The organism is Kitasatospora sp. Root107 (genome assembly GCF_001424875.1).
Taxonomy (GTDB): Bacteria; Actinomycetota; Actinomycetes; order Streptomycetales; family Streptomycetaceae; genus Kitasatospora.
In genome coordinates this window covers 156,868-174,625 of sequence record NZ_LMCT01000073.1, presented here as the reverse complement: position 1 = coordinate 174,625, position 17,758 = coordinate 156,868, and the positions used below count along the sequence as shown (strand labels likewise).

Sequence of the window (17,758 nt, the reverse complement as noted above, 5' to 3'; positions counted from 1 at the left end):
GTGATTGACGCCACCGATGCGTCGTGGATCACGGGTTGTCGCAACGGAATGAATTACGCAACAATCGTGTTGTGAAAAACATGCGCGAGTATGCCCAGCTGCCGGAGGCCGAGTCGGCCCCCGGTTCTGTGCTGCCCGCAGCCGAGGGGGACGGCCACCGCGCCACCCGGGACAGGGTCGCCCGGTCGATCCTCGACCACGGCCCCTCCTCCGCCGCAGACCTGGCCACCCGGCTGGGCCTGACCTCCGCCGCCGTCCGCCGGCACCTGGACGGTCTGGCCGCCGCCGGCCTGGTCGACGCCCGCGAACAGCGGGTCTACGGCAGCCGCGGCCGGGGCCGCCCGGCCAAGGTCTTCGCGCTCACCGAGTCCGGCCGGGACGCCTTCTACCAGGCCTACGACCAGCTCGCGGCCGACGCGCTGCGCTGGATCTCCGAGGCGGTCGGCGGCGGCAAGGCGGGCGAGGAGGCGGTCACTGCCTTCGCCCGGGCCCGGTTCGGGCGCCAGGGCGACCGCTACCGCGACGCGCTGGAGCAGGCCGGGGCGGAGTCCAGGACCGAGGCACTCGCGCAGGCGCTGAGTGCCGACGGGTACGCTGCCACGGTGCGGCGAGTGCCCTCGGGAGCCTCTCCGGCGGCCCCGGTCGGCGCCCAGCTCTGTCAGCACCACTGCCCGGTCGCGCACATCGCCGAGCAGTTCCCGCAGCTCTGCGAGGCGGAGACCGAGGTCTTCTCCCAGCTCCTGGGCACCCATGTGCAAAGGCTGGCCACCATCGCCCACGGCGACGGGGTCTGCACCACCTATGTGCCGGCACCCGGTGCCGCATCGTCAGCAGGCGTCCGCCCGCTGCCCGGTGCAGTGCCGACTGCCGGTACGTCTACTCCATCCGAACCTGCGTCCGCGCGGAGGAACCTCGCATGACTGACACCGTTTCGCACCCCGAGCTCGATGGTCTGGGCACCTACGAGTACGGCTGGTCCGACCCGGACGCCGCCGGTGCCACCGCAAAGCGCGGGTTGAGCGAGGAGGTCGTCCGCGACATCTCGGCGAAGAAGTCCGAGACCGAGTGGATGCTCAACCTCCGCCTCAAGGGCCTGAAGCTGTTCGGCAAGAAGCCCATGCCGACCTGGGGCTCGGACCTCACCGGCATCGACTTCGACAACATCAAGTACTTCGTCCGCTCCACCGAGAAGCAGGCCGAGTCCTGGGAGGACCTGCCCGCCGACATCAAGGCGACGTACGACAAGCTCGGCATCCCGGAGGCGGAGAAGCAGCGCCTGGTCGCCGGTGTCGCCGCGCAGTACGAGTCCGAGGTGGTGTACCACCAGATCAACGAAGAGCTCGAGGCTCAGGGCGTGATCTTCATGGACACCGACACGGCGCTCAAGGAGCACCCGGAGCTCTTCAAGGAGTACTTCGGCACCGTCATCCCGACCGGTGACAACAAGTTCGCCGCGCTGAACACGGCGGTCTGGTCCGGCGGCTCGTTCATCTACGTGCCGAAGGGCGTGCACGTCGAGATCCCGCTGCAGGCCTACTTCCGGATCAACACCGAGAACATGGGCCAGTTCGAGCGGACGCTGATCATCGTCGACGAGGACGCCTACGTCCACTACGTCGAGGGCTGCACCGCTCCGATCTACTCCTCGGACTCGCTGCACAGCGCCGTGGTCGAGATCATCGTCAAGAAGGGTGGTCGTTGCCGCTACACGACCATCCAGAACTGGTCGAACAACGTCTACAACCTGGTCACCAAGCGCGCCGTGGCGTACGAGGGCGCGACCATGGAGTGGGTCGACGGCAACATCGGCTCCAAGGTCACCATGAAGTACCCGGCCGTCTACCTGATGGGCGAGCACGCCAAGGGCGAGACCCTGTCGATCGCCTTCGCGGGCGAGGGCCAGCACCAGGACGCCGGCGCCAAGATGGTGCACATGGCGCCGAACACCTCCTCCAACATCGTCTCCAAGTCGGTGGCGCGCGGCGGCGGCCGGACGTCGTACCGCGGTCTGATCGAGATCGGCGAGGGCTCCAAGGGCGCCAAGTCCAACGTGCTCTGTGACGCGCTGCTGGTCGACACCATCTCCCGCTCGGACACGTACCCGTACGTGGACGTCCGCGAGGACGACGTGTCGATGGGTCACGAGGCCACCGTCTCCAAGGTCAGCGAGGACCAGCTCTTCTACCTGATGAGCCGTGGCATGACCGAGTTCGAGGCGATGGCGATGATCGTCCGTGGCTTCGTCGAGCCGATCGCGCGTGAGCTGCCGATGGAGTACGCGCTGGAGCTCAACCGGCTGATCGAGCTGCAGATGGAGGGCTCGGTCGGCTGACGCCAGCCGCTCGTGGTCCAGTCCGTTTTCCAGAAAGAGAGCACTACGACAGCTATGGCTGACGTTCAGAACACCACCGGCTCCACGACCGCCGGTTCGATCGAGGTCGGCACCGCCGGCGCCGGTGCGCAGCTGGCCGGTCCCGGTACCGGCCGGGCCACCGTGCAGCAGCCGATCGACGCCCGCGTCGCGGTCAAGCCCTCGTACGACGTGACCGACTTCCCGGTGCCGAACGGCCGCGAGGAGGACTGGCGGTTCACGCCGATGCACCGTCTCCTCGGCCTGCACGACGGCACCGCGGCCGACGGCGCGTCGGGTACCGACAAGGTCGAGTTCGTGCTGCCCGAGGGCGTCACCGCCGAGACCGTCGGCCGCGACGACGCCCGGCTCGGCAAGGCCGGCAAGCCGGTCGACCGGGTCGCCGCGCAGGCGTACAGCGCCTTCACCCAGGCGCTGGTCGTCACGGTGCCCCAGGACGCCGTGCTCACCGAGCCGGTGAAGATCGACGTGCACGGCGAGGGCGGCGTCGCCTTCGCCCACGTGCTGATCGAGGTCAAGCCGTTCGCGGAGGCGGTCGTGGTGCTCAACCACACCGGCACCGGCGTCCGCGCCGCCAACGTCGAGCTGGTGCTCGGCGACGGCGCCAAGCTCACCTTCGTCTCGATCCAGGACTGGGACCGGGACGCGGTGCACGCCGCCCAGCAGACCGCGCTGATCGGCCGGGATGCCTCGCTCAAGTCCGTCGTGGTCACCTTCGGCGGCGACCTGGTCCGGCTGCACCCGCGGGTCAACTACGCGGGCCCCGGCGGCGAGGCCGTGCTGTACGGCCTGTACTTCGCCGACGCCGGCCAGCACCTGGAGCACCGCCTGGTGATCGACCACGACACCCCGCACTGCCGGTCGAACGTGGTCTACAAGGGCGCCCTGCAGGGCAAGGACGCGCACGCGGTCTGGGTCGGCGACGTGCTGATCCGCGCCACCGCCGAGGGCACCGACACCTACGAGCACAACCGCAACCTGGTGCTCACCGACGGCGCCCGGGTCGACTCGATCCCGAACCTGGAGATCGAGACCGGCGAGATCGTCGGTGCGGGCCACGCCTCCGCGACCGGCCGCTTCGACGACGAGCAGCTCTTCTACCTGCAGTCCCGTGGCATCCCGGCCGACGACGCCCGCCGTCTGGTGGTCCGCGGCTTCTTCGCCGAGCTGGTCCAGCAGATCGGCGTCGCCGAGATCCAGGACCAGCTCATGGAGAAGATCGAGGCCGAGCTGGAAGCGACGGTCTGACCCGATGACCTTTCTCCGAGCCTGCTCGCTGGCCGACTTGGCGGAGGACACCCCCAAGCGAGTCGAGCTGAACGGCGTACCGGTCTCGATCGTCCGCACCGAGGGCGAGGTGTTCGCGATCAACGACATCTGCTCGCACGCGAACGTCTCGCTCTCGGAGGGCGAGGTCGAGGACTGCGCGATCGAGTGCTGGCTGCACGGCTCCAGCTTCGACCTGCGCAGCGGCAAGCCCTCGGGCCTGCCCGCGACCAGGCCGGTCCCCGTCTACCCCGTAAAGATCGAAGGGGACGATGTGCTCGTCTCCGTCAACCAGGAGTCCTGAGTACATATGGCAACGCTTGAAATCCGTGACCTGCACGTCTCCGTCGAGACCGAGAGCGGTCCCCGCGAGATCCTCAAGGGCGTCGACCTGACGGTCAAGCAGGGTGAGACCCACGCCATCATGGGCCCGAACGGCTCCGGCAAGTCCACCCTGGCGTACACCCTGGCCGGGCACCCGAAGTACACCGTCACCAGCGGCTCGGTGCTGCTGGACGGCGAGAACGTGCTGGAGATGACCGTCGACGAGCGCGCCCGGGCCGGCGTCTTCCTGGCCATGCAGTACCCGGTCGAGGTCCCCGGCGTCTCGGTCTCCAACTTCCTGCGCACCGCCGCCACCGCCATCCGCGGCGAGGCCCCCAAGCTGCGGACCTGGGTCAAGGAGGTCAAGGAGGCGATGTCGACCCTCCAGATGGACCCGGCCTTCGCCGAGCGCAACGTGAACGAGGGCTTCTCCGGCGGCGAGAAGAAGCGCCACGAGATCCTCCAGCTGGAGCTGCTCAAGCCGAAGATCGCGATCCTCGACGAGACCGACTCCGGCCTCGACGTCGACGCGCTCCGTCAGGTCTCCGAGGGCATCAACCGGGTCGCCTCCTCCGGCGAGGTGGGCACCCTGCTGGTGACCCACTACACCCGGATCCTGAAGTACATCAAGCCCGACTTCGTGCACGTCTTCTCGGCCGGCCGGATCGTCGAGTCCGGTGGCGCCGAGCTCGCCGACAAGCTGGAGAACGAGGGCTACGCGGCCTATGTGAAGGGTGGCGCTTCCGAGTGACAACACATCCCGACTCGGCGCTCGCCGGTCTGCTGGCCGAGGCACAGGAGTTCGGCGAGACGATCCGCAAGGACTTCCCGATCCTGCAGCGCGTGCTGCACGACGACAAGCCCCTGGTCTACCTGGACAACGCGGCGACCTCGCAGAAGCCCCAGCAGGTGCTCGACGCGCTGAACGGCTACTACGAGCGGCACAACGCCAACGTGCACCGCGGCGTGCACGTGCTGGCCGAAGAGGCCACGGCGCTGTACGAGGGCGCCCGCGACAAGGTCGCGGCGTTCATCAACGCGCCGAGCCGGGACGAGGTGATCTTCACCAAGAACGCCTCGGAGTCGCTCAACCTCGTTGCCAACATGCTGGGTTGGGCCGACGAGCCGTACCGCGTCGACGCCGACGCCGAGGTGGTCATCACCGAGATGGAGCACCACTCCAACATCGTGCCGTGGCAGCTGCTCTCGCAGCGCACCGGCGCGAAGCTGAAGTGGTTCGGCCTGACCGACGAGGGCCGGCTCGACCTGTCGAACATCAACGAGCTGATCACCGAGAAGACGAAGATCGTCTCCTTCACGCTGGTCTCCAACCTGATGGGCACGGTCAACCCGGTCGAGGCCATCGTCCGGCGCGCCCAGGACGTCGGCGCGCTGGTGCTGATCGACGCCTCGCAGGCCGTCCCGCACATGGTGCTGGACGTGCAGGAGCTGGGCGCCGACTTCGTCGCCTTCACCGGCCACAAGATGCTGGGCCCGACGGGCATCGGTGTGCTGTGGGGCCGTCAGGAGCTGCTGGAGGACCTCCCGCCGTTCCTCGGCGGCGGCGAGATGATCGAGACCGTCACCATGGGCGCCTCGACCTACGCCCCGGCGCCGCACAAGTTCGAGGCGGGCACCCCGCCGATCGCCCAGGCGGTCGGGCTCGGTGCGGCCATCGACTACCTGTCGGCCATCGGCATGGACCGGATCGCCGCGCACGAGCACACCCTCACCGAGTACGCGGTGCGGCGGCTGCTCGAGGTCCCCGACCTGCGGATCATCGGCCCGCGCACGGCTGTCGACCGGGGCGCGGCGATCTCGTTCGTGCTCGGCGACATCCACCCGCACGACGTCGGCCAGGTGCTCGACGAGCAGGGCATCGCGGTCCGGGTCGGCCACCACTGCGCGCGGCCGGTCTGCCTGAGGTACGGAATTCCGGCGACCACCAGGGCGTCGTTCTACCTGTACTCGACGCCGGCCGATGTCGACGCACTGATCGACGGCCTGCACCACGTCCGGAACTTCTTCGGCTGAGGGGTGAGCGCGGAATGAAGCTCGACTCGATGTACCAGGAGATCATCCTGGAGCACTACAAGAACCCCCACGGCAAGGGGCTGCGGGACGGCGACGCCGAGGTGCACCACGTCAACCCGACCTGCGGTGACGAGATCACCCTGCGGGTGCGGCTCGACGGCGCGGTCATCGCCGACGTCTCGTACGAGTCCCAGGGCTGCTCGATCAGCCAGGCCAGCGCCTCGGTGCTGAACGACCTGGTGGTCGGCAAGTCCGTGGGCGAGGCGCAGGCGATCCAGGAGGCCTTCCTGGAGCTCATGCAGAGCAAGGGCAAGGGCGTCGGCGACGAGGACGTGCTGGAGGACGCGGTCGCGTTCGCCGGTGTCTCCAAGTTCCCGGCCCGGGTCAAGTGCGCGCTGCTGAGCTGGATGGCCTGGAAGGACGCCACCGCAAAGGCGCTCGCCGAACACCCCGCCGTCTGACGACCTTTAAGGAAGCACTCATGAGCGACACCGAGACCGGCACGCCGGCCGAGGCGGCGGCGCCCTCGACCGAGGGCCCGACCGTGATCGTCGGCACCACGGCCGGCACCGTCTCCGTCGAGGACCTGACCGAGGCCCTGATGGACGTCGTCGACCCCGAGCTGGGCATCGACGTCGTCAACCTGGGCCTGATCTACGGCATCCACATCGACGAGTCCGACGTGGCCACCATCGACATGACCCTCACCTCGGCGGCCTGCCCGCTCACCGACGTGATCGAGGACCAGGCGAAGACCGCCACCGACGGCCTGGTCCAGGATCTCCGGATCAACTGGGTCTGGATGCCGCCGTGGGGCCCGGACAAGATCACCGACGACGGCCGCGACCAGCTCCGCGCGCTCGGCTTCAACGTCTGATCAGCTCCACCACGGAGTGCCGGGCCCTTGCCGTATGCCCTACCTGGTCTTGCGGAGCACCACGCCCGCCAGGCCGAGGCAGGCCAGCGCCGCGACGCAGACGAAGCCGCTGACGGCCGGGAGCAGGCCGTAGCGCTGGGTCAGGGCGCCGACGGCGACGATCGGGAGGGAGGAGCCGAGGTAGACGATCACCCAGAGGGTGGAGAGCTCGCTGCCGCGTCGCTCCGGGTTCATCGCGGCGACGGCGGTGGTGAAGAGCGAGCGGAAGGCCACGCCCTGGCAGCAGCCGCCGAGCACGCTGCCCAGGAAGAGCAGGGCCGGGGTGCCGGTGTAGAGGGCGGTGACCACCAGGGCCAGCCCGGCGGCCAGGCCGGCCATGCCGAGGGCGACCACCACGCGGTCGGCGGTCGGCGGCACCAGCAGCTGGGCGGTGGCGGAGGAGCCGAGCAGCAGGGCGGCGACCACCGCGCCGGTCAGCGAGGAGGTGGTGTCCAGCAGCTTGGCGGAGAAGGCCGGGGCCAGGCTGAGGTAGACCCCGAAGACCGCGTACGAGACGAAGCCCGCGCCGGAGGCGAGCAGGAACTCGCGGCGGCCGGTGCGCGGCAGCCGCAGGCGCTGCGGGCGCAGGTGGGCGGGGGTGGTGATGCGCGGCGGTGCGGCGGGCGCACGTCGGCGTCCGGGCATCCGGGGGTGCACCAGGGCGAGCGGGACGCAGAGCGCCAGCAGCGCGATGGCGTGCAGCAGGAAGGGCGTCAGCAGCGGGTGCTCGCCGGAGGAGAGGGTGGCGCCGACCACCGGGCCCAGCGCCACGCCACCGGCCGAGCAGGCCAGGGTGAGCTTGGCGGCCAGCGTCGGGTGGTCGGGCAGCAGGTCACCGAGCGCGGCTCCGGCGGCGCCGGTGGCGAAGCCGACCGCGATGCCCTGGACGGCCCGGCCGAGGGCCAGCTGCCAGAAGCTGCCTGCGGTGGCGAACAGTACGTCGCCGCCGGCCGCCAGGGCCACGGCGGGCAGGATCATCGCGCGCCGGCCGAGGTGGTCGGACCAGTGGCCGACCGCGGCCAGCACCGGGACCAGGGCGAAGACGTACACGGTGAAGAGGACGGTGGTGTCGAGCGCGGTCAGGCCGAGCTGCCGCTGGAGCACCGGGTAGATCGGGGTGGCCAGGTTGGCGCCGATCAGCAGGAACAGCAGGGCGGCGGCCACCAGGCCGACCCGGATGCCGCGCAGCGCGTTCCAGCGGCTGATCGCGGCGAGCTGGAGCTGCGTGCGTGGTGCGAGCTCCAGGGGGAGCAGGGCCTCCGAGAGTCGGCGTCCTTCGAACTGTGCGGTGGACAGTCGGGCGCCGGCGGGGGAGAGGTCCGCCATGTCAGGGATCTCCTGTGGCCGGGCACCACCGGGACCGGCCCGGGCCCATGGGTGGTGGCCGGACGTGCGAAGCCCTGGTGGGGCGGGGGTGAGGGGGGTGGGCTTCGTTGCCCGTCGGCCGGTACGAGGGTTGTGCACCGCGCCTGATGCAGGATACGTGGCGCGGGGAGCGCGCCAGGCCGGTCCTGAGTGTCATCTCTGCCACGTCGTCAGGTCCCGGCGGTCCCCCGGCGAGGTGGTGTCCGGGCGGCTCGGCGTGCGGCTCCGGCATGCCGGGGCTGCTGCGGATACGCTGAGCCGACGGGCCGTTACCCATCCGGCTCGTCGGGCAGTGACCACCGCCACAACCGGGGAGACCTAGTAACGATGTCCGGACGCAGCAGCAGCACCCCTGACAACCCGTCGGACCAGGCGGCCACGGAGCGCCTGCTGCCCGCCGACTACGACCTGGCCGACCTGTACGGCGCGTTCGCCGCACACGGGCAGGACGAGGACGAGGACGACGCGGCGGTGCTGGTGCCCCCGATCCAGCTGCCCTCCGAGCGGGAGCTGGCCGAGGCCGCGCTCGCGGTGCCGCTGATCGCGCAGGCGCTGAAGCTGGCCCGCTGGGCCGCACCGCACCGCCCGGTGGACGAGTTCGGCGACCTGGTCGGCGAGGACCGGGCGCCGGCCGCCGAGCTGCTCGGTCTCGGGACGGGCGAGGAGGCCGAGGTCGAGGCGATGCGGTCCTGGTCGCTGGCCTGCGACCTGGACCTGGTGGAGATCGGTACCACCGAGGCGGGCGAGCACGTGGCGATCCCGGGCCCGGACCTGGAGCCGGCCGAGGCGGGCGACGAGGAGACCGTCCTGGAGCTCTGGCTGACCGCCGCCGGGATCGTCCGGGAGCTGGCCACCGAGGCGGACTCGCTGGACCTGGCGGACGAGGAGGCCGAGGCCGAGGAGGACGACGAGGAGCGGCTCGCGGCGGTGGAGGAGTCCCGCAAGGCGGCGGCCGAGCTGCTGGACGAGGCGCTCCAGGTGCTCTACGAGACCACCGCCTTCGCCGAGCCGGGCGAGGAGACCGTGCCGCTGGGCGTGCTGGCCGCGCTGCTGGTGGTGCCGGAGGGCGAGGAGCCGGACGAGGAACTGCTCGGCGACATCACCGATCTGATGATCGCTCTGGATCCGATGCTGGCTGACCTGGCGGAGATGGGTCTGCTGGAGTACCAGCCGATCGACCCCGAGCTGTTCGAAGAGGAGGACTCCCCGGTCGGCGAGGGCGAGCTCAGCGACGAGGAGTCGGCCCGCTTCGGGATGGTCCGGCTGACCCCGCTCGGCCAGTACGGGGTCCGGCAGTGGCTGCTCGAGGAGGGCTACGACGCCCCGCTGGTGGGCGAGTTGGCGCAGGGCGACGCCGAGGCCCTGCTGCGTGCGATCTCCGAGACCGCGAACGTGCTGCCCGAGCGCGAGATGCTGGTCTGGCTGGCCGGACGTGACCCGGAGACCGCCGCGCGGGAGCTGCTGGCGGCCTCCCGGGGCACCGACCCGTACAGCCCGGTCCGGCGGCTGCTCAGCGTGCAGGCGCTGGAGACGATCGGCGAGGCGGCCCGGCCGGCCGCGGTCGAGGTGCTGGACGACCCGGAGCTGGGCGGGGCGGTCCGGGCCTGGCTGCGCGGGCAGGGCCAGGAGGTGACGGCACCGGAGCGCGGCATGGTGCTGTGGACGATGGTGGACGGCTTCGCGGCTCAGCTGCTGACCAGCGAGGGCGAGGCGGAGGTGCTGCACCGGCTGATCGCCGAGCTGCCGGTGACCGACAACCCGGCCAGCTACTTCGGCGAGCTGTGGCGCGTCCGGCACCCGTACACGGCAGACGTGCTGGAGGCGATCGGCGAGCTGCACCTGAACCGTACGGTGGCCAAGGAAGCCCGGAAGGCCGCGTTCAAGGCGCGCTCCCAGCAGAACGGCTGACGAGCGGTCAGAGCGGCCCGGGCCCGGTCAGCAGGCGCTGGAGCCCCCGGTGGCCGCCGCGCATCATGGCCGCGTGGTTGGCCAGGAAGAGCGGGCGGGCGACCGGGGCCAGCCGGCGCATCAGCGGCTTGGCCGGGCGGACCTCCTCCTGGAAGACCGCCCGGCTGCCGGTGCCCTCGGGGTGGACCGTCCAGCGGGACCAGCCGACCAGGTCGCCGGTCAGGTCGGCGGTCAGGGTCAGGGCGGTCTCGTCCTGCTCGCGCTCGGTGGCGGTCAGCCGGAGCCGGTACGGCAGCACGGAGCGGATCAGCAGCTCGCCGCTGTGGTCGGTCAGCCGGTGCACCGACCGGACCTGCGGCCACCACTTCGGGTACTGCTCGACGTCCTGGAGGGTGCGGTAGACCCGGGACGGCTCGGCGGACAGCCGCCAGACCGAGGTCAGCAGGTAGTGGTTGGCGTCCACGGCCCGGAGCCTACGGCAGGTCGAGCTGGCCGCTCTCGGTGAACGGGAAGAACGGGTTGTGCGCCAGCTCCCAGAGGTGGCCGTCCGGGTCCTCGAAGTAGCCCGAGTAGCCGCCCCACTCGGTGGCGGCGGGGGGCTTGACCACGGTGGCGCCGGCCTCGATCGCGACCTTCAGGGCGGCGTCCACCTGCTCGGTGGACTCCAGATTCACCGCCAGGGTGACGCCGCGGAAGGAGGGCTCGCCCATCGCCGGGACGCCCGCGTCGGCGGCCAGCTCCTCGGTGGGGAAGAGGCCGAGCGCCGAGTCGGCGGTGCGGAACCAGACGATGTTGTCGTTGGAGGCGGTGGAGCGCGACCAGCCGAGCGCCTGGTAGAAGGCGGTGCTGGCGGCCAGGTCGGTCACCCCGAGGGTGACGATGCTGATCCGGGCGGGGAAGGCCGGAGTGGCTGCGGTCATACCTCCCAGAGTAGGCAAGGCTACTGACAATCCGTGCCGGACGGGGCCGGGACGCCGGGCTGCCAACCGTACGAGCGAAGCTGATGGCCCAGCAGACCCCCGGCCCCGTATCGTGGGGCGGACGCGGCGCGGGGCGCCGGGCCAGGCCCGGTGCGGTGGGTCGTGAACGACGGTCAGGCGAGCACGCGGGGGTGCGGCAGAGGATGACGAGGCAGAACGCGACCAGGCCCCAGGAGCCCGAGGACTACTACGCCGACCACGAGGAGCACAGCCGTCAGGTGCTCGCGGACGCGGACTTCCCGGTCTACGGGGTCGACCGTTCGGAGCGGGGTCCTGGCCTGCGCCGGGCCGACCGGGCGCACGGCGACGAGAGCGCGCCCCGGCCGGCCCCCGATCCGCCGGAGGACAGCGACGCGCTCGCCGAGTACGAGGTGCAGAACGGCCGGCTGGGCTGGGTCGAGGTCCGCTCGGGCGACTGGAGTTCCGCCGAGGGCCCCTATGTGACGGTCCGTACCTACCGCCCCGGCGCCGAGCAGCGGCCGCTGCCGGAGCTGGAGGACGTGGTCGAGGACGAACGCGACCGGGTCTACGAGCAGTTGGAGATCGACGAGGGCGATGGCCCCGGTGCGGTCCGGGCGTTGCGGGAGTGGATCACGGTCGAGGGCGAGCCCCGGGCGGTGCAGATCCACGAGGACAGACGCCCCGAGGGTGACACCCCGGCCCCGGTCTGGGCGGGCCGGCTGCGGGTGGACGGCGTGACCGTCCAGGTGACCGGGCGGGGCGTCCCACCGGGCGGGGTCGAGCTGCGCCGGATCGAGGACTTCGAGAAGTACGTGCTCGGCCGCACCGACCTGATGCGCAAGCTGGCCCGCCAGCAGGCCCAGCGGGCCATCCTGGAGGAGCGCGAACTCCCGCCGGTGGCAGGCCTCGAGGCGCACCGGGCGGTGGTCGAGCACGCGGTGCACGAGGCGGTGCTGCTGGCCGCGCAGGTCCGGGCCCGGCGGGTGCCGAGGCTGCCCCGGCGGCTGCGCGGCGAGGCGGGCGCGGTGCGCTGGGAGGCGGCCGTCCGGCAGCAGATGCGGCTGGCCTCGGAGACCAGGGACGAGGCGGGCGACGCGGTCACCGCGATGGTCAACCACCTGACCCGGCTGGCCCAGAACACCGACTGGGCGATCGGCACGCCGGAGGGGCAGGCCGCCGTCGAGGAGGTCATCCGGTTCACCGCGTTCGCCAGCGAGGTGCCCAGCCTGCCGGCCCAACGGGCTTGGGAGCGCCTCTGGTTGGGCGGCGCGCCGCGTACCCCGGGCACCGCCCCGGTGACCGAGGAGGCCTGGCTGACGGCCTGGGAGCAGTGGCGGGTGGAGCGGGTCGAGCGCTGACGGACCGTATCCGATCTGACGGTGTCCCGTCCGTTTGTTCGGATACGGTCCGCAAATCACCACCTGATGGCGGTGTCGGGTTCACCGAGGGTTCACTGCGAGCGCGGAGTCTGCAGGTCGGCGGCGGCCCACCCCGCCGTCACCGAGTACGCCGTCGGCCGGGACCGTCCGGACAGCGGCCCCACCTCTCAGGAGTGACTACATGTCGCTGTCCCGTCGGGACTTCGTCAACCGTTCCACCGCCATCGGGGCCGGCGTCCTGATCGCCGGCAGCGCCGAGGTGCTGGCCACCGCCCCCGGTGCCATCGCCGCGCCGTCCGGCGGCGAGGCCCCCGCCGCCGAGTCGGTCGAGGCGGCCCGCTGCGCCACCGGCTACGGCGAGCTGCTCCCGGACCCGGACGGCATCCTCGCGCTGCCGCGCGGTTTCAAGTACCAGGTGATCACCTACACCGGGAAGACCAAGCTGGTCACCGGTGAGAGCACCCCGAGCAACCACGACGGCACCGCGGCCTTCCAGGGCCCGCGCGGTGGCACCGTGCTGGTGAACAACCACGAGATCCGTGGCCCGCGTGCCAACTGGCCGCACCCCGTGCCGCTGCTGGAGGGTCACGTCTACGACCCGGGCGCGGCCGGCGGCTGCACCGTGGTCGAGGTCCGCAAGAACGGCAAGGAGGTCAGGGAGTGGGTCGGCATCGCCGGCACCTCGACCAACTGCGCCGGTGGCGCGACCCCTTGGGGCACCTGGCTGACCGGCGAGGAGACCGAGGACAAGGCCGGCCAGAACGGCATGACCAAGGACCACGGGTACATCTTCGAGGTCGACCCGCACGACCAGGACGCCAACCGTGACCCGCAGCCGATCAAGGCGCTCGGCCGGTACGCCCACGAGGCGGTCGTGGTGGACCAGAAGCGTGGCCACCTCTACCTGACCGAGGACGCGTCCAACCCGAACGGGCTGCTGTTCCGCTGGACCCCGCCGGCCGGCTTCAAGCACGGCAAGGGCAAGCTCCGCGCGCTGGCCGCCGACGCGGGCAAGCTGGAGGCCTTCAAGGTCTTCGACTCGCACGGCGCCTTCGTCGACGACCTGTCCCGGGCCGTCAAGGTCGGCACCACCTACGGCGTGGACTGGGTCGACGTCCCGGACCGCGACGCGAAGACGGTCTCCGTCCGCAAGCAGTTCACGGCCGGTCAGGTCACCCGCTCCCGCAAGCTGGAGGGCATGTGGTGGGGTGACGGCGGCTTCTACTTCGTCGCCAGCTTCGCCCGCACCGAGAGCCCGGTGCAGCACGACGGCCAGGTCTGGTTCTACGACCCGGCCCGACGCACCATCACCCTCAAGGTGCTGCTCGGCGTCAACACCGACGTGACGGGCGACCACGGCAACTACGACGGTCCGGACAACATCACCGTCTCCCCGTACGGCGGCCTGGTCATCGCCGAGGACGGTGAGGGCGTGTCGCACCTCTTCGGCACGACCGAGGACGGGCGCACCTACCCGATCGGCCGCAACGACCTCAACATCGGCACCGCCACGGAGCCCGTGTTCAGCGAGTTCACCGGCGTGACCTTCTCCGAGGACGGCCACACGCTGTTCGCCAACATCCAGGAGCCGGGCATCATGCTCGCCATCACCGGCCCGTGGTGGCGCCTGCGCCACCGCAGCGGCCACGGCTACAACGACTGATCCGCGCCGCTCACGACGACTGCCCGCCGACCGCTCAGGTCGGCGGGCAGCCGTCGTTTCAGGAGTGCCCCTGGTCCGGCTCGGCCGGGAGCCGGAGCTGAAGCATCGCCAGCAGGCGCTGCTGCGGCTGGGCCAGGTCGATGCCCGTCAACTGCTCGGCCCGGCGCACCCGGTAGCGCAGGGTGTTGGGGTGGATGTGCAGGGCGTCGGCCGCCACCCGGACCTCGCCGAGCGCGTCCAGCCAGGCGAGCACCGACTCGGCCAGCCGGGTGCCGTGCCTCAGGTCGTACGCGCTGAGCGCGGTCAGCCGGGGGTCGCGCAGGCCGCCGCGCTCCTGGAGCAGCGCCAGCACCTCGCTCACCAGCACCTCGGCCTGCACGTCGATCAGCGCCGCGACCTCGGTGGCCACCCCGCCGCGCCCCATCGCGTCCAGGATCCGGTCGGCCTGGGCCCGGGACTCGGGCACCGCCGCCAGCCCGTCCACGGTCGAGCCGATCGCCGCCCGCAGCTGCACCCCGAGGTGCTCGCGGGCCGCCAGCACCACCTCCTGGGCCCAGTCCCGGACGGTGACCATCGCCAGCCCGGCGGGCAGTTCTGGCAGCAGCACGTACACCCGGGAGTCGATCGGCGCGAGCAGGGCGGAGCGGTGCCGGGCGGCCGTGTGCACCGAGATCAGGCCGGTCACCTCGGCCCGGGTGAGCTCCAGGTCGGAGCCCTCGGAGGGCGAACTCGCCGCGTAGGCCAGCACGGTGGCCGGGCGGCGGAGCTCCAGGCCGAGGTGGGTGGCCAGCGACTGCGGCCCGGTGGAGCCTTCGAGCAGGCCGGTCAGCAGGGTCTGGGTGAGCCGGACATCGGCCGACAACTCCCGCCGCCGCCGCACCAGTTGGGCGGCCGCCACCCGGGCCGCGCCGACCAGTGCCTGGTCCGCCAGCGGGGCCAGCGGCCGGGAGCCCTCCTGGACCCAGATGGTGCCCAGCGGCTGCGCCCCGGCCCGGATGCCGATCGCCAGCCGGCGCCGGATGCCGAGCTCGGGGTGCGGGTCGATCCGGATCACCGCGTCCGAGCTGCGCAGGTGCTGGAAGATGCCCCACTCGCGGAGCTTGGACAGGTACGGCTCGGGCCCCTGCCAGCCCAGGATGGAGAGCCGCCGCAGGTCGTCCACCTCGTCGCTGTCCGAGGAGCGCGAGTACGCCAGCACCCGGCTGGAGGTGTCCTCGATGCTGACGATCCCGCCGGTCAGTGCGGCCACCGTCTGGGCCAGCGAGAACAGGTCGCCGGTGTTGTGCTCGCCGCCTTCCGGGGCGTCGGGGCCGGCGATGATCGCCCGGGCCAGCGAGTCCAGGTGCTCCCAGCGGGTCTCCCGCCGCACGCTCAGCAGCGCCACGCCCGCCTCGGTGGCCGCCTCGCGCAGCGCGTCCGCCTGGCCCGGGCCGTCCAGCTTCACCGCGACCGCCGCCGCCTTCGCCCGCCCGGCCGCCCGCAGCGCGGGCAGCGCGGCCCGGCCGCGGGCCCCGATCGCCAGCACCAGCTCGCCGGGCTGCGCGGTCGCCGGGTCCTCCGGATCCAGGATCGCCACGTCCCGGACCGGCACGTCCAGACCGGCCGGCGCCGCCTGCAGCTCGACCAGCGGTTCGCCCAGCGCCATCAGGAGTTGGCGCAACGGCAGCCCGGGGGTGGTCACCGGCGGCCTCCTCTCTGATGGGAACGGAACCGACTTTAGTCGCGTTCCGGACAGCTGTTCATCCGGTCCGACAACTCCGAACGGATGACTTTGGCCGCCCGGCCAATCTGCTGCACGGGGCGGGCGGGCTAGCGTTTCGTCATGGCCGGAGTGCGACCCTCACCGGCCTTCCCATGACGAGAAGGAGAGCGTGCGCCATGGATGCTGTGACCCAGGTCCCCGCGCCGGTTAACGAGCCGGTCCACAGCTATGCCCCCGGGAGCCCCGAACGGGCCCGGCTGGAGGCCAAGCTGAAGGAGCTGGGCGGCCAGGAGCCGGTCCAGCTGACCATGACGATCAACGGGGAGCGCCGCATGGGCGGCGGCTCCGAGTTCCACGTCGTCCAGCCGCACAACCACGCGGCTCGGCTCGGCACGCTGCGCAACGCCACCCAGGACGACGCGCGCGAGGCCATCGACACTGCCCTGGCCGCTGCCCCGGCCTGGCAGGCGCTCTCCTTCGACTCCCGCGCCGCGATCTTCCTCAAGGCCGCCGACCTGCTGGCCGGCCCCTGGCGCGAGACGCTGGCCGCCGCCACCATGCTCGGCCAGTCCAAGACCGCGCAGCAGGCGGAGATCGACACTCCCTGCGAGCTGGTCGACTTCCTGCGCTTCAACGTGCACTTCGCCCGGCAGATCATCGCCGAGCAGCCGATCTCCTCCGAGGGCGTCTGGAACCGCAGCGACCACCGTGCGCTGGAGGGCTTCGTCTACGCGATCACGCCCTTCAACTTCACCGCCATCGCGCTCAACCTGCCCACCGCCCCGGCCCTGATGGGCAACGTGGTGCTGTGGAAGCCCTCCCCGACCCAGCAGTTCTCCGCGCACCTGCTGATGCAGCTGCTCGAGGCCGCCGGTCTGCCCAAGGGCGTCATCAACATGGTCACCGGTGACGGCAAGGACGTCTCCGAGGTCGCGCTCAAGCGCCCCGAGCTGGCGGGCATTCACTTCACCGGCTCCACCGCGACGTTCCAGCACCTGTGGCGCGAGGTCGGCGCGAACATCGCCAACTACCGCTCCTACCCGCGGATCGTCGGCGAGACCGGCGGCAAGGACTTCCTGGTCGCCCACCCGTCCGCCGACCCGGCCGTGCTGAAGACCGCGATGACCCGCGGCGCCTTCGAGTTCCAGGGCCAGAAGTGTTCGGCGCTCTCCCGCGCCTACGTCCCGGCCTCGCTCTGGGCCGAGATCAAGGACGACTTCCGGGACGAGGTGGACGGCCTGACCATGGGTGACGTCACCGACCTGACGAACTTCATGAGCGCCGTCATCGACGACCGCTCGTTCGCCAAGAACAAGGCCGCGATCGACCGCGCCCAGGCCGACCCCTCGGTCGAGGTGCTGGCCGGTGGCACGTACGACGACTCGGTCGGCTACTTCGTCCGCCCGACCGTGCTGGTCTGTTCGGACCCGGCCTCCGAGTACTTCAAGGACGAGTACTTCGGTCCGATCCTCTCGGTCCTCGTCTACCAGGACGACGAGTACGACGCGATGCTGACCCAGATGGAGTCGGTGTCCAGCTACGCGCTGACCGGCGCGATCATCTCCCAGGACCGCGAGGCCGTCCAGCACGCGATGCTGAAGCTCCGTAACGCGGCGGGCAACTTCTACATCAACGACAAGCCGACCGGCGCCGTGGTCGGCCAGCAGCCCTTCGGCGGTGCCCGGGCCTCCGGCACCAACGACAAGGCCGGCGCCAAGCAGAACCTGATGCGCTGGACCTCCACCCGCTCCATCAAGGAGACGTTCGTCCCGCCGACGGACTACCGCTACCCGCACATGGGCTGACCAGCCCTGAGTGCTCATGGGGCGGCGGCAAACACCCTCAGCCGCCGCCCCACCCCTTCTTCCCCCGCTGAAACATCGCCAGGA

The 17,758-nt window shown here is 71.3% G+C and carries 16 protein-coding genes; 12 read left to right on the top strand and 4 right to left on the bottom strand.

Going from position 1 to position 17,758, the window contains the following annotated elements:
• Nucleotides 1–80 precede the first annotated feature (80 nt).
• The 8 genes from ASC99_RS36410 to ASC99_RS36375 are packed head-to-tail and all read left to right on the top strand — an operon-like array spanning nucleotide 81 to nucleotide 6,872.
• Nucleotides 81–920, top strand: coding sequence for a metalloregulator ArsR/SmtB family transcription factor (locus tag ASC99_RS36410; protein WP_157531975.1), 840 nt, complete (start codon nucleotides 81–83; stop codon nucleotides 918–920).
• Nucleotides 917–2,332 (top strand): Fe-S cluster assembly protein SufB, encoded by a 1,416-nt coding sequence (sufB, locus tag ASC99_RS36405; RefSeq protein WP_057240325.1) that lies wholly within the window; start codon nucleotides 917–919, stop codon nucleotides 2,330–2,332. Before ASC99_RS36410 ends, sufB begins: the two co-directional genes overlap by 4 nt.
• A gap of 54 nt (nucleotides 2,333–2,386) precedes the next feature.
• Entirely contained in the window at nucleotides 2,387–3,619 is a 1,233-nt protein-coding gene (sufD, locus tag ASC99_RS36400; RefSeq protein ID WP_057240324.1) for a Fe-S cluster assembly protein SufD, read from the top strand.
• Nucleotides 3,620–3,623: 4 nt separating this feature from the next.
• Nucleotides 3,624–3,941 carry a bifunctional 3-phenylpropionate/cinnamic acid dioxygenase ferredoxin subunit gene (locus tag ASC99_RS36395; RefSeq protein WP_057240322.1) on the top strand — a complete coding sequence of 106 codons (318 nt, stop codon included), beginning with the start codon at nucleotides 3,624–3,626 and terminating at the stop codon, nucleotides 3,939–3,941.
• A 6-nt stretch (nucleotides 3,942–3,947) separates the two neighbouring features.
• Complete coding sequence (sufC, locus tag ASC99_RS36390; RefSeq protein ID WP_057240320.1) at nucleotides 3,948–4,712, top strand: Fe-S cluster assembly ATPase SufC; 765 nt, start codon at nucleotides 3,948–3,950, stop codon at nucleotides 4,710–4,712.
• A 29-nt stretch (nucleotides 4,713–4,741) separates the two neighbouring features.
• The gene (locus ASC99_RS36385; RefSeq protein ID WP_057240422.1) at nucleotides 4,742–5,995 is read left to right on the top strand and encodes a cysteine desulfurase; all 1,254 of its coding nucleotides are present in this window, start codon (nucleotides 4,742–4,744) and stop codon (nucleotides 5,993–5,995) included.
• A gap of 14 nt (nucleotides 5,996–6,009) precedes the next feature.
• Nucleotides 6,010–6,456 (top strand): Fe-S cluster assembly sulfur transfer protein SufU, encoded by a 447-nt coding sequence (gene sufU / locus ASC99_RS36380; protein ID WP_057240318.1) that lies wholly within the window; start codon nucleotides 6,010–6,012, stop codon nucleotides 6,454–6,456.
• 20 nt (nucleotides 6,457–6,476) lie between these two features.
• Entirely contained in the window at nucleotides 6,477–6,872 is a 396-nt protein-coding gene (locus ASC99_RS36375) for a metal-sulfur cluster assembly factor (protein WP_255359311.1), read from the top strand.
• 39 nt (nucleotides 6,873–6,911) lie between these two features.
• Here ASC99_RS36375 and ASC99_RS36370 read toward each other — a convergent pair whose 3' ends face one another.
• On the bottom strand, nucleotides 6,912–8,237 hold the full coding sequence (locus tag ASC99_RS36370) for an MFS transporter (protein ID WP_082598924.1): 1,326 nt from the start codon (nucleotides 8,235–8,237) through the stop codon (nucleotides 6,912–6,914).
• 366 nt (nucleotides 8,238–8,603) lie between these two features.
• Here ASC99_RS36370 and ASC99_RS36365 point away from each other — a divergent pair, with 366 nt between their 5' ends.
• Nucleotides 8,604–10,184 (top strand): hypothetical protein, encoded by a 1,581-nt coding sequence (locus tag ASC99_RS36365; protein ID WP_057240316.1) that lies wholly within the window; start codon nucleotides 8,604–8,606, stop codon nucleotides 10,182–10,184.
• A gap of 7 nt (nucleotides 10,185–10,191) precedes the next feature.
• Here the strand turns inward: ASC99_RS36365 and ASC99_RS36360 are convergent, their stop codons facing one another.
• Nucleotides 10,192–10,647, bottom strand: a complete 456-nt coding sequence (locus tag ASC99_RS36360) for an SRPBCC family protein (RefSeq protein ID WP_057240314.1) — start codon at nucleotides 10,645–10,647, stop codon at nucleotides 10,192–10,194.
• A gap of 10 nt (nucleotides 10,648–10,657) precedes the next feature.
• On the bottom strand, nucleotides 10,658–11,104 hold the full coding sequence (locus tag ASC99_RS36355; protein ID WP_057240312.1) for a VOC family protein: 447 nt from the start codon (nucleotides 11,102–11,104) through the stop codon (nucleotides 10,658–10,660).
• Between the two features lie 203 nt (nucleotides 11,105–11,307).
• Here ASC99_RS36355 and ASC99_RS36350 point away from each other — a divergent pair, with 203 nt between their 5' ends.
• Entirely contained in the window at nucleotides 11,308–12,483 is a 1,176-nt protein-coding gene (locus ASC99_RS36350) for a hypothetical protein (protein WP_057240310.1), read from the top strand.
• 202 nt (nucleotides 12,484–12,685) lie between these two features.
• Nucleotides 12,686–14,167: an alkaline phosphatase PhoX gene (locus ASC99_RS36345; protein ID WP_057240308.1), complete on the top strand. Its 1,482-nt coding sequence runs from the start codon at nucleotides 12,686–12,688 to the stop codon at nucleotides 14,165–14,167.
• 58 nt (nucleotides 14,168–14,225) lie between these two features.
• Here the strand turns inward: ASC99_RS36345 and ASC99_RS36340 are convergent, their stop codons facing one another.
• The gene (locus ASC99_RS36340; protein WP_235502792.1) at nucleotides 14,226–15,848 is read right to left on the bottom strand and encodes a helix-turn-helix domain-containing protein; all 1,623 of its coding nucleotides are present in this window, start codon (nucleotides 15,846–15,848) and stop codon (nucleotides 14,226–14,228) included.
• Between the two features lie 197 nt (nucleotides 15,849–16,045).
• On the opposite strand from ASC99_RS36340, the gene pruA reads away from it, so the two are divergent.
• A complete protein-coding gene (gene pruA, locus ASC99_RS36335; RefSeq protein WP_057240306.1) occupies nucleotides 16,046–17,674 on the top strand; it encodes an L-glutamate gamma-semialdehyde dehydrogenase in 1,629 nt (542 codons plus the stop codon).
• Nucleotides 17,675–17,758 lie beyond the last annotated feature (84 nt).

What these genes read in the sequence shown, in the direction of transcription:
- ASC99_RS36410 (WP_157531975.1), top strand. Translation starts at nt 81, where the DNA reads ATGCGCGAGTATGCCCAGCTGCCGGAGGCCGAGTCGGCCCCCGGTTCT.
- sufB (WP_057240325.1), top strand. Translation starts at nt 917, where the DNA reads ATGACTGACACCGTTTCGCACCCCGAGCTCGATGGTCTGGGCACCTAC.
- sufD (WP_057240324.1), top strand. Translation starts at nt 2,387, where the DNA reads ATGGCTGACGTTCAGAACACCACCGGCTCCACGACCGCCGGTTCGATC.
- ASC99_RS36395 (WP_057240322.1), top strand. Translation starts at nt 3,624, where the DNA reads ATGACCTTTCTCCGAGCCTGCTCGCTGGCCGACTTGGCGGAGGACACC.
- sufC (WP_057240320.1), top strand. Translation starts at nt 3,948, where the DNA reads ATGGCAACGCTTGAAATCCGTGACCTGCACGTCTCCGTCGAGACCGAG.
- sufU (WP_057240318.1), top strand. Translation starts at nt 6,010, where the DNA reads ATGAAGCTCGACTCGATGTACCAGGAGATCATCCTGGAGCACTACAAG.
- ASC99_RS36375 (WP_255359311.1), top strand. Translation starts at nt 6,477, where the DNA reads ATGAGCGACACCGAGACCGGCACGCCGGCCGAGGCGGCGGCGCCCTCG.
- ASC99_RS36370 (WP_082598924.1), bottom strand. Translation starts at nt 8,237, where the DNA reads ATGGCGGACCTCTCCCCCGCCGGCGCCCGACTGTCCACCGCACAGTTC.
- ASC99_RS36365 (WP_057240316.1), top strand. Translation starts at nt 8,604, where the DNA reads ATGTCCGGACGCAGCAGCAGCACCCCTGACAACCCGTCGGACCAGGCG.
- ASC99_RS36355 (WP_057240312.1), bottom strand. Translation starts at nt 11,104, where the DNA reads ATGACCGCAGCCACTCCGGCCTTCCCCGCCCGGATCAGCATCGTCACC.
- ASC99_RS36350 (WP_057240310.1), top strand. Translation starts at nt 11,308, where the DNA reads ATGACGAGGCAGAACGCGACCAGGCCCCAGGAGCCCGAGGACTACTAC.
- ASC99_RS36345 (WP_057240308.1), top strand. Translation starts at nt 12,686, where the DNA reads ATGTCGCTGTCCCGTCGGGACTTCGTCAACCGTTCCACCGCCATCGGG.
- pruA (WP_057240306.1), top strand. Translation starts at nt 16,046, where the DNA reads ATGGATGCTGTGACCCAGGTCCCCGCGCCGGTTAACGAGCCGGTCCAC.